Annotated in this window: 14 protein-coding genes; 7 read left to right on the top strand and 7 right to left on the bottom strand. The window is 62.6% G+C overall.

Going from position 1 to position 14677, the window contains the following annotated elements; genetic code table 11:
• Window positions 1-268: 268 nt before the first annotated feature.
• The 4 genes from ACYP01_RS13355 to ACYP01_RS13340 are packed head-to-tail and all read right to left on the bottom strand — an operon-like array spanning window position 269 to window position 3834.
• Entirely contained in the window at window positions 269-1819 is a 1551-nt protein-coding gene (locus tag ACYP01_RS13355; protein WP_459680489.1) for a bifunctional 3'-5' exonuclease/DNA polymerase, read from the bottom strand.
• Between the two features lie 46 nt (window positions 1820-1865).
• Window positions 1866-2729, bottom strand: a complete 864-nt coding sequence (locus tag ACYP01_RS13350) for a 5-oxoprolinase subunit C family protein (RefSeq protein WP_058037623.1) — start codon at window positions 2727-2729, stop codon at window positions 1866-1868.
• Entirely contained in the window at window positions 2726-3358 is a 633-nt protein-coding gene (locus tag ACYP01_RS13345; protein ID WP_459680486.1) for a 5-oxoprolinase subunit B family protein, read from the bottom strand. The genes ACYP01_RS13350 and ACYP01_RS13345 overlap by 4 nt, the downstream gene beginning before the upstream one ends.
• Window positions 3355-3834, bottom strand: coding sequence for a MarR family winged helix-turn-helix transcriptional regulator (locus ACYP01_RS13340; protein WP_459680484.1), 480 nt, complete (start codon window positions 3832-3834; stop codon window positions 3355-3357). Before ACYP01_RS13340 ends, ACYP01_RS13345 begins: the two co-directional genes overlap by 4 nt.
• Window positions 3835-3908: 74 nt before the next feature.
• Here ACYP01_RS13340 and ACYP01_RS13335 point away from each other — a divergent pair, with 74 nt between their 5' ends.
• On the top strand, window positions 3909-4742 hold the full coding sequence (locus ACYP01_RS13335; protein ID WP_260646239.1) for an alpha/beta fold hydrolase: 834 nt from the start codon (window positions 3909-3911) through the stop codon (window positions 4740-4742).
• A gap of 4 nt (window positions 4743-4746) precedes the next feature.
• On the opposite strand, the gene ACYP01_RS13330 is transcribed toward ACYP01_RS13335, so the two are convergent.
• Entirely contained in the window at window positions 4747-5190 is a 444-nt protein-coding gene (locus ACYP01_RS13330; RefSeq protein WP_459680482.1) for a hypothetical protein, read from the bottom strand.
• A gap of 49 nt (window positions 5191-5239) precedes the next feature.
• Here ACYP01_RS13330 and ACYP01_RS13325 point away from each other — a divergent pair, with 49 nt between their 5' ends.
• Window positions 5240-5518 (top strand): hypothetical protein, encoded by a 279-nt coding sequence (locus ACYP01_RS13325; protein WP_192712193.1) that lies wholly within the window; start codon window positions 5240-5242, stop codon window positions 5516-5518.
• 134 nt (window positions 5519-5652) lie between these two features.
• Here the strand turns inward: ACYP01_RS13325 and ACYP01_RS13320 are convergent, their stop codons facing one another.
• Entirely contained in the window at window positions 5653-7029 is a 1377-nt protein-coding gene (locus tag ACYP01_RS13320; RefSeq protein ID WP_039973099.1) for an NAD-dependent succinate-semialdehyde dehydrogenase, read from the bottom strand.
• A 99-nt stretch (window positions 7030-7128) separates the two neighbouring features.
• Window positions 7129-8442, bottom strand: coding sequence for a YhgE/Pip domain-containing protein (locus tag ACYP01_RS13315; RefSeq protein WP_459680480.1), 1314 nt, complete (start codon window positions 8440-8442; stop codon window positions 7129-7131).
• Between the two features lie 315 nt (window positions 8443-8757).
• On the opposite strand from ACYP01_RS13315, the gene ACYP01_RS13310 reads away from it, so the two are divergent.
• From ACYP01_RS13310 to ACYP01_RS13290, 5 genes are read left to right on the top strand one after another with little or no spacing between them, the layout of a single operon-like run.
• The gene (locus ACYP01_RS13310) at window positions 8758-9660 is read left to right on the top strand and encodes an NADP-dependent oxidoreductase (RefSeq protein WP_459680478.1); all 903 of its coding nucleotides are present in this window, start codon (window positions 8758-8760) and stop codon (window positions 9658-9660) included.
• Between the two features lie 49 nt (window positions 9661-9709).
• Window positions 9710-10450 carry an enoyl-CoA hydratase/isomerase family protein gene (locus ACYP01_RS13305; RefSeq protein ID WP_020909237.1) on the top strand — a complete coding sequence of 247 codons (741 nt, stop codon included), beginning with the start codon at window positions 9710-9712 and terminating at the stop codon, window positions 10448-10450.
• 5 nt (window positions 10451-10455) lie between these two features.
• A complete protein-coding gene (locus ACYP01_RS13300; RefSeq protein WP_459680475.1) occupies window positions 10456-12009 on the top strand; it encodes an acetolactate synthase large subunit in 1554 nt (517 codons plus the stop codon).
• Between the two features lie 49 nt (window positions 12010-12058).
• Window positions 12059-12736: a GAP family protein gene (locus tag ACYP01_RS13295; RefSeq protein WP_030537205.1), complete on the top strand. Its 678-nt coding sequence runs from the start codon at window positions 12059-12061 to the stop codon at window positions 12734-12736.
• An 18-nt stretch (window positions 12737-12754) separates the two neighbouring features.
• On the top strand, window positions 12755-14647 hold the full coding sequence (locus ACYP01_RS13290) for an SEC-C domain-containing protein (RefSeq protein WP_058037631.1): 1893 nt from the start codon (window positions 12755-12757) through the stop codon (window positions 14645-14647).
• The last annotated feature ends 30 nt before the right edge of the window (window positions 14648-14677 follow it).

The following is a 14677-nucleotide window of genomic DNA, read 5'->3' as shown; positions in this document are numbered from 1 at the left end:
TGTCGTTCTTTTGAACCTCGGCGAGTTTGCCCTGGAAAGAACCGCCGAATCCGCCTGCGACGAAGGCGAAGATCGCAAGGGCGATCACGGTGAAGATCGGCAGGCGAAGCCGTTTGACCGCTCCGTGCTCGTTCCGTTCTGCGTCAGTTGTATCCAGCTTGGTCATGGTTCTCCTCGAACGCAGTCGACCAGCACCAACAAAGCAACGTTTTCCAGTAGAACACGCAATACGGGTGCGGTGGAACCACTTGGAGTGGAATTGACGACGCTACGAAGTGCCTTTGCCGTAAGTCTCGCGGGCTGCGACGTCCATGGGAAAACGAACGACTGTGTCGCCGAACAACAATCGAGTTGCCGAAGCCGCGGCGGCCAGCACGTGGGCGGTACCTGACTCAGGATTTCGGGTATGCACGACTACCTCGTCGTGCTGGAAGAAGACCAACTCGCCGTCCGGATCTTCGGCGAGGCGGCGCCTGAGGTCGGCCAGGAGGCACAGCGCCCACTCGGACGCAGTGGCCTGCACGACGAAGTTGCGCGTGAAACGACCGCGGGCGTGAGCGTCGCCGTGGGAGTAGAAGTCGGGAGACGGTGGGGGACAGGCCCGGCCGAGCAGTGACTTCACCACCTCGCCGCGCTCACCTGCCTTGGCAGCTTGCTCGACGTACTCGACGGCGACCGGGAATCGCTTCCGCAACAAGACGAGCAGTGCTTTGGCTTCACCCGCCGTCGCCCCGTACAGGACTCCGAGGATTGCGACCTTGGCTTTGGCGCGATTACCGCCGAAGGCTTCGGCACCGACAAGTGCGTACAGGTCGTCGTCCCCGGCGGCGGCCATCATGCGTCGGTCGCCGGACATGGCGGCCAGAATTCGGGGCTCGAGCTGACCGGCGTCGGCGACGACGAACACGTGGCCCGGATCGGCGACGACGCTCGAGCGCATTGTCTTCGGAATCTGGAGGGCCCCGCCGCCTCGACTCGCCCACCTGCCGGACACGACACCACCAGGAACGTAGATCGGACGGAATCGATCTCCCCGCACCCAACTGTCCATCCACTGCCAACCGTTGGTGCTGTACAGCTTGGCGAGTTCGCGATGACGAAGGAGTAGCGGCACAGCCGGATGATCGATCTCCTGCAGAAACCACTTGCGCGTCGACGGAAGTTCGATGCCCTGACGCCCGAACGCCTCGGTGATCTCCACCGAAGACGAAGGATTGACGGTGCGCCCGAAGACCTCAGTGATCTGTGCGGCAAGTTCCTGCATACGAGCGGGGAGGTCGTATCCCGTCGGCCGCGGCCCCAGCCGTTCTTCGAGGAGTTCGCGATGCTTCTGCGTCGAGAACGGAAGGCCCGTGTGCGTCATCTCGGCGGCGCTGAGAGCGCCGGCCGATTCTGCTGCGATCAACAAGTCCAGTCGAGCGTCCGCGCCGATGGTTGCGCGCTGCTCGGCGAATTCGGTGACGACGGCGAGGGGATCGAGAACGGGTGCAGTGTCGAAGAGTCCGAGTCGATCGTCGTCGAACTCCTCGGCGGGCGGTGACGGTTTGCCGGCGCGCATTCCGAGTATCGCGCGGGTCAGGGAGATGTCGTGGCACCGCTGAACCCGTACGCCTGCCCGCAGTAGAGGTGGGTACACGGTCGCCGTACTCGGCCACACCCACCGCGGGTGCTCGGCTTCCTCGATGGTGCGTACCGCTGCGATCAGGTCGGGGTATTCGACGGGATCGGCGAGCGGCGTTCCAGCGGGATCGGTCCGTAGGACAGTTGCCGTCACAGCTCCCGTGGACGTCGTACTACCGGGGACCAGGACAACTCGCACGACATCAGTGTGACGGCTGGGTCCGACACGCCATCGCTCGGCGTGCTCAGGCCCTGACGAACCGGATGTGTTGACCCGGGCGGGCTTGGCCGAGTCGGTCGATATCTGCGTCCGCGACCACTCCCACCACCGGATAGCCGCCGGTGATGGGGTGATCGGCGAGGAACACGACAGGTTGGCCGCTGGGTGGGACCTGGATCGATCCGAGTGCCACGCCTTCGGTGGGCAGTTCGGTGTCGTCTGTTCTTCGAAGTAGTTCGTCGGCGCCGACGCGATCGACGCGTGCGCCGATTCGGTCCGAGTCGGTCGAGATCGCCCATCGGCCGTGGAGGAGTGTTTCGGGGTTGGTGAATCGATCTGCGCGAGGACCGAACACCACTCGAATGGCGAGAGTCTCGTTTGCCATCGGCGGCACCGGTGCGAGGTCGACGGCTGAGAACGTGGTCGGCGATGGCCCGATCGGGAGAAAAACACCAGGCTCGAGAGGCGCCGGACCGATCCCGGACATCGTGTCGGTGCTGCGCGATCCCAGGATCTCGGGAACCACAATGCCGCCTCGGACGGTCAAATACGTCCGCAGTCCACTCGGTGCGTAGTCCAGGCGGACGGTCTGCCCAGCCCGCAGATCGATCACGCTCGAATGCCCGACCGGAATGCCGTCGCGGTAGGCCTGTGCAGGCGCACCGGTGAACGCGATCGTTGTCGGTTGCTGCGCCCGAAGACTCAGCCCACCCAGGAGGACCTCGACACCGGCTGCGCCCTCGTTGTTGCCGACGAGCCGATTGCCAAGCCTGAGAGATCGCCTGTCTGCCGCACCGGAAACCCCGACACCCGAGCGAAGATGACCTATCCGTCCGAGGTCCTGGATCAGGCTCAGCGGCCCGGTGTCGAGTATCTCGAGGCCGTTCATCGTTGTTCCTCGTTCACGAAGCGCACGCGTCTGCCGGGCTGAACGGTGGCCGGTGGTGTGGCGTTCAGATCCCACATCACGGCATCGGTGCTCCCGATGATCTGCCAGCCACCCGGTGATGCACGCGGGTAGACCGCGCTGTATCCAGCGGCCAGGGCGACGGAACCGGCAGGCACAGCGGTTCGTGATTGCGTTCGACGCGGAACGTCGAGCCGAGTGTCGCCTGAAGTCAGGTAGGCGAAGCCGGGTGCGAATCCGATGAAGGCGCAACGCCACATTGCCCCGGTGTGGGCCGCAACCACCTCGGATCGGCTCATACCAAGTGACTGTGCGACGTCGTCGAGGTCGGGCCCGTCGTACCTGACGGCGATGGTGAGTGCATGCGTCTCGGAATGCTCGTCTGTGGTCGCCGCAGAATCGGTCTGCTCGAGATCGTTCAAGCGCTTCCGGACGTACGTGAGATCTGCCGCCGGGGTGCACGTGACCAGGACCGTGCGAGCTGCGGGGAGGAAGTCTTCGACCCCGACCGGGGTGTTACGCGTCAGTGCTTCGGTGAACGCTAGAACGCCAGCTTCGGAATCGAAGTCCACGAGCAATGCGCGTTCTCCCGCGGGAAGTATGCGAGTCACAGGGAGGGCTCCCTATCGACTCGAGTCCGCTCCACGTCCGCTCGCATCGCGGCGATGAAACTCGCGATGGTGGCTCGCTCTGTGGCGGTGTAATTCCCGACGGTGCTCGCAGCGCGTGAAATGAGGGGGCCGAAGTAATTCTCGCCCAGAGTGACCGCCGATGGTGTGACCTGCAAGAGCACCCGCCTGCGGTCTGCTGAGTCTCGCTCCCGAGCTACGTGGCCCGCTTTGACCATCCGGTCGACGAGCGCGGTCACCGACGCCGAGTTGATACCCAGCTGTGCGCCGAGCCAGCCTGGTGTCGCCGGTGTGTCCGAGCGCTCGGCATCGAGAAGGCAGATCAACGCGCGCACGTCGGTGGAGTGCATTTTGTACTTGTTCGCAAAGCCGGAAACCGCCACGTTCAAGTCGACGGTCAGTGCGCGAAGCGAGTGGACGATCGCCATCGCTTCGTCTTCTGCATCGCCGACGCTCAAGGATGCCTCCAGCCCTGGTGTGTTGTCTCTTGATTGTCTACTATCTCGATAATCGAGAGAAATGGGGGTGGGGGATGGACTTCAATCGCGCATACGACGCTGTACTGACCAAATGGCCGCAGAAACCGCTGGGTGTGGATCTCGCGGGGCGGTTCGGTAGCACTCACGTGAACGTCTGTGGACCTGCAGACTCGCGGCCGTTGATCCTTCTGCCCGGGGGAGGTGCCACTTCGACGGTGTGGTTCGACAACGTTGGGGCGCTGTCGAAATCCCGGCGTGTTTTTGCCGTCGACACGCTGGGTGATGCCGGACTCAGCATTCCGAATGGTGATCGGATGAAGTCCGTCGACGATCTGATCGAGTGGATGGACTCGATAGTCGATTGCACCGGGGCCGACACCGTCGATGTGATCGGACATTCCTACGGCGCGATGATTGCGTTGGCCTTTGCGCTGCATCGACCGGATCGTCTCGGCAAACTTGTTCTGCTCGACCCTAATTCGAGTTTCTCCGGCATGAAGGCGGGCTACCTTCTGCGTGCGCTTCCGCTGTTGCTCTCCCCGTCGCGAGCACGCCGACGCCGACTGTTGGAATGGGAGACAGGCGAGTTGAGTATCGACTCCGACTGGCTGTCTCTTGTGGAAGTGGGCACTTCGGATCTACCGCGACCCGATCTCGTAGTGCCTCGACGTCCTTCGAAGGATGCCTTGAGCGCACTGGATGTCGAGTTGCTGGTGGTCCTCGCACAAGACGGGCGGGTGCATGATGCGGAAACCGTGTCGAAGTCAGTGCGGGAGAGGTTTCCCGCAGCGCGTGTCGAGGTTCTGAAAGCTTCTTCGCATCACAGCATTCCGATGGTTCCCGCCGATGAAATCAACCGGGTGCTCGTCGACTTCTTGGAGGGCTAGCGGATCAGGGTGCGACGACGCACCCCGGACCCATCGGGGTGGCCGGATTGACATCGACCGTTGCGACCGGCCCGCCCGCGGACGTCTGGTAGGCCATCAGAGAGTGTTCGCCCGGTGCAGTCGGAGTCCACAGCGTGATGGCGTGGCCGAGTACAACCGGCAAGGTGAAGTAGGGATTGACGGTGTCCCAGATCAGTTCCTGCGGGAACATGGTCGACGCCCGGTTCATGTCGACAATCGAGACGTTCGGCTCGTTCAACGCTGCTGTCCTGGCAACCACCAGATACGTGCAGCCCGCTCCGTACGGCGTCGTCGGTCCGCTGCTGAGACCCGGAAGGATCGTGACGTCGACTACGTCCGCGGAAGCTGACGTCGCGGAACAGATGGCTGCGCCCGCGCAGAGGGCGGCGGCGATCACGGAAGTGCGAGCGATACGTGAAAGTGTCATACCAGCAGGTCGGTTTTATCTGGGTGGGTGTTACAGACAGACTGACCGGATGCGCGCACTTCACGTTCTGCTGGCCGGCTTCGGCTTCCTGCTGGGGTTCCTGATTATTGTTGTCTCCGGCCTGATCGAGTGGGCGTCCTTCGCCTCCCGAACCGATTTCGCCTTCGTCGGTGACTCCGCCGTGTCGGTTGGTGTTTCCAACGAGGCGATCTACACCGCCGTCGCTGCTCCACTGGTGGGTGCACTGTTGGGCTGGGTGTCAGCTGTCATCGCGACGAGGTTCGGGTGGAGCCTCACTCATGGGGGTGCCACGCCGGCAAGCGAGTGACCAGGCAGCGGACCCGCTTGCTGGTCCGTGGGTTATGAGGAAAGGCCCCGACCTCCATCGAGGTCAGGGCCTTCCTTTGCGCCGAGCTACTTCTGTGTCGAGCTACTTCTGTGTCGAACTACTTCTGTGTCGAACTACTTCTTGGAGACGCGGAGCAGCTTCTTGTTGACGAACTCGTCCATTCCCCACGGACCCAGCTCGCGGCCGACTCCGGAGCGCTTGACTCCGCCGAAGGGCAGACCGGGCAACGTCGTTCCGTGCTCGTTGACGAACGCCATTCCCACGTCGAGATCTGCGGCGACCGACCGGGCGGAATCGAGATCGCTGCTCCAGACGGATCCGCTCAGACCGTAGACCGACGAATTGGCAAGTTCCACAGCCTCGCTGGCCGACTTGACCTTGTAGACGACTCCGGCAGGTCCGAACAGTTCTTCGCTGTAGGCCCGCATGTCCGGTGTCACGTCTGCGAGCAATGTCGGTTGAACGTAGGCGCCCGGGCCGTCGATCTTCTTTCCACCGGTCAGCAGCGTGGCACCCTTGGACACAGCGTCGTCGATCTGCTCGATCAGAGTGTCTGCCGCGCTCTGCGAAGAGAGCGGACCCAAGACTGTGGATTCGTCCAACGGGTCACCGGCAGTGACGGATTCGAAGGACGTCGCCAACTTGTTGGTGAAGTCGTCGTAGAAATCTTCGGTGACGATGAAACGCTTGGCCGCGTTGCAGGCCTGGCCGGCATTGGACAGACGTGCCTTGGTTGCGGACTTGACGGTGGCATCCATGTCGTCGGAATCGAGGACGATGAACACGTCTGATCCGCCGAGTTCGAGGACGACCTTCTTGAGATTGCGTCCGGCAGTTTCGGCGACGCTGGTTCCGGCGCGTTCGCTGCCGGTCAGTGACACACCTTGAACTCGGGGATCGGCGATCATGTCCGCGATCTGCTCGTTGGTCGCGAAGACGTTGACGTAGGCGTCGTCCGGCAATCCGGCTTGTCGCAGAATCTCTTCCATCAGCAGCGCCGACTGCGGACAGTTCGATGCGTGCTTGAGAATGATCGTGTTACCGAGCATCAGATTCGGTGCCGCGAAGCGGGCGACTTGGTAGTACGGGAAGTTCCACGGCATGACGCCGATGAGAGCGCCGATCGGTCGCCGGTACACAACCGACTCCTCGGCCCCGGGAACGTCGAGTCGTTCTTCCTCGAGCAGCGCCGGACCGTGGTCTGCATACCACTGATAGATCGCGGCCGAGAGTTGTACTTCGCCCTTGGCCTCGCGGACCGGCTTACCCATCTCCAAGGAGATCATTCGGGCCAGTTCGTCTGCGCGCTCTGTGTACAGTTCGGCGGTCTTGCTCAGGACTGCCGCACGCTGCTGTGGCGCACTGTTGCGCCAGGTCAAGTAGCCGCGATGCGTGTTCGCAAGTGCGGCTTCAACTCCGGCGTCATCCAAAGTATCGAATTCCCTGACGGTTTCACCTGTCGCGGGATTGACTGTTTTGTAATTAGCCATAGTTGTACAACGTGCGGAAGGGGCTCGAAGATTCCCGAAACGCGCAATCACATTGAATCGGCTCAACAGGTTTCGATCAAATCCCGGCTGGGTACCATGTCACGCCACCTTGGGACGATGGGTGCGCTCGTAGCCCTTGCGGTCGTAGAAACGGGTGGTCACGATGCCGAGTACGACGCCGATCAGTAGCCCCACCAACGTCATCCAGACGGCATGCAGCAGGCCTGCCTCACCGCGTGCGCCGAAGAACAGGATCGATCGCGTGCCCATGTAGATCTGGTGCATCGGCTCGAATTGCGCCAGCCAGGCATACAACCTGGGGCTGGCTTCGAGGGGGATGGTGCCACCGGACGAGGGCAGCGCGAGAATGACGAACACGAACAGGTTGATCAACATGCCCAACGAGCCGAACGCGGCCATCACCGACATCGCCGTGATGCCCACCGCTGTGATGACCAGCGCGCCGTACTCCCACAATGCAAGCCCGTGAGTGACCGGCATTCCGAGGGCGCGACTGATCCACTGGAACAACGCGGAGACTATGCCGGACAACACGATCATGAATGCCCATTTGACGAGCAGCGTTCGAAACCTGTTGATACCCACAACGTCGTTCTGAACGAAGAGTGGACCGAATTCGGTAGGCGCGTATCCGAGCATGCCGTCCACCAAGGAATTGACCACGGTTGCTCCGGTGAATCCCGCAAGGACCAACAGCAGCGCGAAATAGAATGCCACCAAACCGAATCCGGTTCCGTCGGGAAGCGGATCGTGGGCAACCGTGAGTACGTTCACCGGGTTTTCGAGCAGCAGGCGGCTCGCTCCGGAGATCTGGGTTCCGTTGCCTCCCGCTTCCAACTGCGCGGTGACAAGGGCGGTGAGTTGCTCGCCCATGTTCTTGTTGACCGAGGCGAGGGCTGTGGTTCCGATCGACTGGACCAGCGATGCCGAGACGGAACCGGCGCGAGGATTGGTGTAGATCGTGATGATCGGTTGCTCTACGTCACCGGCGACGACGCTGGCCTCCGCCAGGATGATCGTCCTCTTCGTGAAATCACTGGGAATCACGATCGCGCCGTACAGCGTGCCGGAGTTCAACCGCGATTGGGCTTCGGCGATACCGATCTGCTGCAGGTCGATCTTCTGGTGGTCGATTCCGCTTTCGAGGCCGGCGACGATGTCGTTTCCGAAGTTCTTGCGGTCGGCGGGGTCGCCACCGGGGAGGGTGTCGCCCTCGTCCTGGTTGACCAGGGCGATCGGGAACTGGTCCAGGTGTTTCTTGGGGTCGAGTATTCCGCCCATGTACAACGCTGCCAGCGCAGACATCAAGAGGGTGACCACTATCAATGGTGTCAACCAGAATCGTGGTGTGTGCATGACGGTGCGGGCAGACGGCTCCGTGTTCTTGCTCATCGTCAGTCGACCGGCTTTCGTTCGCGCGGAGTTCCTCGGGCTGAGCGTAAACGCAAAGGTGCGCCGGGGCAGTCTTTCGAACGCCGACAGACGTTGCGCGAACCGAGACTGCGCCAATAGAGGATGCCCCCAACCCTCTGGAGTTGGGGGCATCGCCCGCCAGTTCATCCTCAGTAGTTCGACGAACCGGTGACGACGGTACGGACCTGTTTCTGAAGAAGCGCTGAACATGACGTTCCCCGCTTCAGGGAAAAGACTTCGCCTACATTACAAACAGGTGCGGGGTCCGCCCGAATTCGAGATCGGAGCATAGTAATGAAAGCAGCCCGTTTCTGCCGGTTCGGGGGGCCCGAAGTCCTCGAGCTCGTTGACCTACCCGACCCGCACGCGGGGCCAGGCCAGATTCGAATTGCCGTCCGAGCGGCAGGTGTGAATGCCAGTGACTGGAAGAAGCGCCAGGGGCTGATGGATCAGGAGCTCCCGCAAACCCTGGGGTACGAAGCGGCGGGCGTCGTCGACGAGATCGGTGAGGGCGTCACAGATGTGAACCTCGGCGATCGTGCCTTCGGCTTCTGCACTGACGGTGCGGCACAGGCTGAGCTCGCAGTGCTAACGCACTTTGCGCCTATTCCGTTGTCTCGCAGCTTTATCGACGTCGCTGCGCTGCCCGCGGCGGTCGAGACGGCGACGCGCGCGCTCGACCAACTCGGGGTGCAAAATGGCAGTACTCTGCTCGTGAACGGTGCCTCCGGCAGCGTCGGTAGCGCCGCAGTCCAATTGGCTGCGATTCGCGGCGCCCGGGTGATCGGTACCGCAAGTCCATCCAATCACGAGTACCTACGGTCACTCGGCGCCGAGCCGGTCACGTATGGAGAGGGCCTCAGCGAGCGAGTTCGTGCACTCGTGCCAGACGGCGTCGATCTGGCGCTCGACGTGGCCGGAACCGGCGCGCTGCCGGTGCTCATCGAGTTGGCAGGCGACGCAGAACATGTGATTACGATCGCCGACTTCGACGGCGCGCAGAAGTACGGGGTGAGGTTCAGTCGCGGCGACAGCGGGCGGGCGATCCACGCTCTCGGTGATATCGGCGCACTGATCGAATCCGGGCGTTTCATCCTTCCCTCGACGAGAACCTTTCCGCTCGACGAGATCGCGGAGGCGCACCGTGTCGGAGAGAAAGGACATGTACAGGGAAAGCTCGTCTTGGAAGTCGGCTGAATCGACCGAGTAGCTTGAGTCGAGACTCTCGGCCACGACGGAGGTACGGATGACTGTTCGGATCGAGGAGCACGCACCGGGAGTCCGGTTGCTCACGATGGATCGCCAGGAGAGGCGCAACGCGCTCGACCCCAAGACTTACCGCGAACTGACAAACGCGATCCGGGAGTCTGACGACGATGACGCAGTGCGGGTTTCGGTGCTGACGGGCGCCGGTGGTGTCTTCACCAGCGGCAACGACATCGGGAGTTTCCAGGACACTGCCGGGAAAGACGGCGGCGAGGCCAAAGACCTGCTGATCGCACTCGTCACCGCACGCAAACCGATTGTCGCAGCGGTCGAAGGGTTTGCAGTCGGAATCGGCACCACGATGTTGTTGCACTGCGACTTGGCATTCGCGGGGCGAGGTACACGATTCCGATTGCCATTCGTTCCGCTCGGGCTCTCGCCCGAGGGCGGATCGAGTTACCTGTTGCCGCAGATCGCGGGGCTCAAGCGGGCAACGGAACTACTGATGCTCGGAGAAATGTTCGGGGCGGAGGAGGCTGCCGAAGCCGGCCTGATCAATCGCGTCGTGGAGGCCGAGACCGCGCTCGACGTGGCATTGGAGCGCGCGGTGCGCATTGCAGACTCCCCGGCTGAATCGGTGACGCTGACGAAGATGCTCCTCCGCCGCCCACATCTCGATGCCCTGCTGGAAACCATCGACGTGGAGTCGGATCATTTCGCGAGACGGCGGCGATCCGACGAAGCGCAGGAAGCCTTCGCAGCTTTCATGAAGAAGAGGTGACCGAAATGAATGGTGCACAGTCGCTTATCCAAAGCCTGGTCGACTCGGGTGTCGAGGTGTGCTTCGGTAATCCCGGAACGTCCGAGATGCATTTTGTTGCCGCACTCGATTCCGTTCCCCAGATGCGTGCGGTACTCGGCTTGTTCGAGGGCGCCGTCACCGGTGCCGCGGACGGGTACGCGCGTATCGCCGGAAAGCCTGCCGCGACGCTGCTTCATCTCGGCCCCGGAATGGCGAACGGACTGGCGAACCTTCACAACGCGCGCCGCGCCCACACCCCCATCGTGAACATCGTCGGGGACCACGCGACCTACCACCACGGTTTCGACGCTCCACTCGAATCGAATATCGACGCGCTGACCGAGTGGCTGGAGGGGTGGAGTCGACGTTCCGAATCCACCGCGACCGTCGGTAGCGATGCGGCCGACGCCGTTGCCGCCTCCATGGATCCGCCCGGACGCATTGCCACACTTGTCCTCCCCGCCGACGTCTCGTGGAGCGAAGGTGGAGTTCTTGCGGGTCCTCGGGACATACCGCCGCGGGCGGAAGTTTCTGCAACACAGATCGACTCGGTGGTGGGCGCGCTCAATGCCGAGGGTCGCGCCACGCTACTGCTGGGCGGCGCAGCCTGTTCCGAAGCTGGGCTGCGCGCCGCTTCCCGAATTGCGGTCGCGACCGGTGCACAGATTCTGATCGAGACTTTTCCAGCCAGGCTTCAACGAGGTGCGGGGCTACCGTCATTCGAGCGCTTGGGATACTTCGCCGAGCACGCCACCGAACAACTTCGCGGAACAACTCAGCTGGTTCTGGCCGGAGCGGTTTCGCCGGTCTCGTTCTTTGCGTATCCCGGAAAACCGAGCGATCTGGCACCGGAGGGTGCTGCGGTGACAACGCTGGCAAGCGTCGGCGACGATGTTGCCGGTGCACTGGAGGCAATGGCCGAACTCGTGGCACCGGGAGTCGAACCTGTTTTGCAGGAAGCGAATCGGCCGGCGCTGCCGAGCGGGCCTCTCGACGTTCGAAATTGGGCCGACGTGATCGGCGCCCTGCTGCCAGACGACGCCATCATCTCCGACGAGGCGGCCACTTCCGGTTGGGCGATCCCGATTGCCCTTGCCGGAGCGCCGCGCCACGACGTGCTCACGCTCACCGGAGGTGCCATCGGCCAGGGCATCCCGGTGGCGACGGGCGCCGCTGTGGCAGCGCCGGAGCGACCGGTGATCAATCTCGAAGCCGACGGAAGCGCGATGTACACCATCACGGCGTTGTGGACGCAGGCGCGAGAGATGTTGAACGTCACGACGATTCTGCTCAACAATCGCGCATACGCCATCCTGCGTGGCGAACTGCAACGAGTCGGCGCAGAAGGAGGCGGCGTCGTCGCACAGTCGATGTTGGATCTGTCATCTCCGAACATGGACTACGTCAAGATCTCCGAGGGGTTGGGAGTGCCCGCGTCGCGGGCGAACACAGCGGAGGAGTTGGCCGAACAGTTTGCCGCAGCGCTGGCGGAACCCGGCCCGCATCTCATCGAGGTCATGCTGCCTCCGACGTCGTGATTTCGACCTCGATTCGATCGTCGATCGTGCATTCAACTGGAGGTTTTCGGTGCTAGCTGCGATCGGTTTGTCTCTTCCGATTGCCCTCGGCCTGCTTTTCGTCTCGATGCCCATGGCGGTGATCGTGCTCGTCATGATCACCGCTGGAGCACATCGAGGGGCGGCATCTTTTCTACTCGGGTGGGTCCTCGGAATCTCGGCAGTCGTCGCGGTGACCATCGTGATCGCGGACTATTCGTTTGCGGAGTCGGAGTCGTCGCAGACTTCCGTGTGGTCGAGCGTCGTACGAATCGTGTTGGGTCTTGTCCTGTTCGGCTTGGCATACAAGCAGTGGCGCGCGCGTCCGCGAAACGGGAGTGAGCCGACAGTTCCGAAGTGGATGAAGAGCGTCGACGGGTTGACTCCGCGGAAGGCGTTCGGGTTGGCGTTCTTGTCCGCGGCGGTCAATCCCAAGAATGCAGCGCTGGCGGTATCCGGTGCGGCCACTATCGCGGTCGCCACGAATGTCGTTGCCCAACAGATTGTTGCCGCGGTGATCTTCACGGTCATCGCGAGCGTCGGCATCGCGTCGCCGATCCTGGTGAAGGTGTTCTCCGGCAAGCGTGCCGACGAGATCCTCGCGTCCGCGAAGGCATGGATGACCGCCAACAACGCGGTGATGATGACGGTCATCCTGACGATCCTCGGTGCGACCGTGCTGGGCGAGGGGCTCAGTGGGCTGCAATAGGTCGCCTACCATTGGCGGGTGACTGATTTCGACGACGACGCTGCCGGTTCCATTGCCTCCGCTGCTTTGGCTGTTCTGCGCGAGCAAGGCCCGCTGAGTCTCGAAGAGTGGGCGACCCATCTCGAGGAGTACGGAACTGCGACCGAGTTGGCCGATGTACTCGAGTACCTGTCCGAACCGATGCTCGGGTACCTGCCCAACGGAAAGTACGTCGCTCTCGACACGGTCCTCGAAGGGCTCGTGTTCACTCACCGGCTCAGCGAAGTCGAAATTGCGTCGGACATCCTTGACGCGAGCCCCGACCTGGAACCGATCTTGGCATTCGGCGACGACGACGGGGCGATCCGGGTGGCCCTGGCGGAAGAAGCAGCCTCCGAACGCGGAGCTGCTCCCTTCCGGAGTCGACGAGTTGTGGTACTTCCGGCCGGAACCCTCGGCGAGTGCGCCGACGGTGATCTCGTCGGCTTGGCTGTCGAAGACGGAACACTTGCGTTTCGTCTGGTCGAGATCGAGGACGAACCCGATCTTGCTCCGGCGCTCGGCGAACTCTTCGAGGAGGACGGAGTCGAGGCCCTGGATTCTGTGTGCTGGCAACTCCTGATCGAGGATCCGTCACTCTTCACGGTTCCTGTTGCGCCGCTGGGTGAGATCTTCGAGGTGGCAGGTTACGAGCACGAGCGTGAGCTACTGGCTCGGCGGGGATTCGACTTCGACGCCTACGACCTGCAGATTCGGACAGCCTTGGTGGCCAGTACCTACGACCTGACCCACGACGAGGCAGTCTCTGCCGTTGCGTTTGTCGATCTGGCGGACCGCGGATACACCGACGCGGTCATCGCCGACTTCGATATCGCGGACTGGGCCCACCGTCATGTGAGCGCTGCTCCGGACTCTTTTGTCTCACTGGCAGATCCGGGTGCTGCAGTGGCCGTGTTCGATCTCGGATTTCGGAATCAGGACCCGGTGACCGACGCAATCCTCGAAGCGCTTGCCTCCGAACTGGCCGGGCGAGGGCCACGGTCGGTCAGGGCGGCGGCTCATTGGCTCGCCGGTAAGGCCGTCGATCGGCTGGGGCGCGTCCTCGAAGCGGAGGCGCACTACGAGAAAGCGCTCCTTGCCGAATCCGGTTGGGGTCCGGCCTTGTTCGAGCTGGCTCAGTTCGCGTCGGACCGCGGCGATGCGACCCGGGCGCTGTCACTGCTCGGGCGGATCGACGGCGGAACCGAAGAGAATCTCTACGCCGTACTGCAGGACTTCGTCCCAGCCGATCACCCGGAACTCGGGCGAAACGACAAGTGTTGGTGCGGTTCCGGCCGCAAGTACAAGGTCTGCCACCTCGGAAAGGCCGATGAATCCGTCAAGGCGGACGGTCGGTGGCTGTACAAGAAGGCATGCCTGTTTGCGTTTGCCTCCGAATTCGTCGACATCGTGACCGGGCTCGACGATCTCGAAAACGAAAATCTCTCCGAGGACGAACTGATCGCGGCCACGATCTTCGACGGATCGGCACTGGACGTCGCTCTGTTCGAGGGTGGAATCTTTGCCGAATTCTTGGCCAGACGCAGCGAACTACTTCCGGAGGCGGAAGTTGTGACAGCCGCACAGTGGCTCGGAATCCGGAGGTCGGTGTACGAGGTGATCGAAACGTCCGACACCGGCGTCGTGCTGCTCGATCGTGGGTCCAAGGAGACCGTCACGGTTGCTCACTCGGTCGAAGGCAAGCCAAGTGATGTGATCAGTGCTCGGGTCCTGACGGCCCCCACTGGCGCGTTTGCGGTGGGTGTTGTGGTCATGGCAACGGAATCGCAGGCTGCGAGGGTACTCGAGGTTCTCGCTTCCGAAGATCTCGAGGCCGAAGAACTGGTGCGCGAGTTGCGTGGAGGCGCCGATCACTCGACCGATGACCGGTGACGATGTATCGAGTCGACCCCGTTAAAGTTG

The organism is Rhodococcus sp. no. 34 (assembly GCF_054589475.1).
The sequence above is the reverse complement of the archived record's forward strand: the minus strand, read 5'-3'. Positions and strand labels throughout refer to the sequence as shown.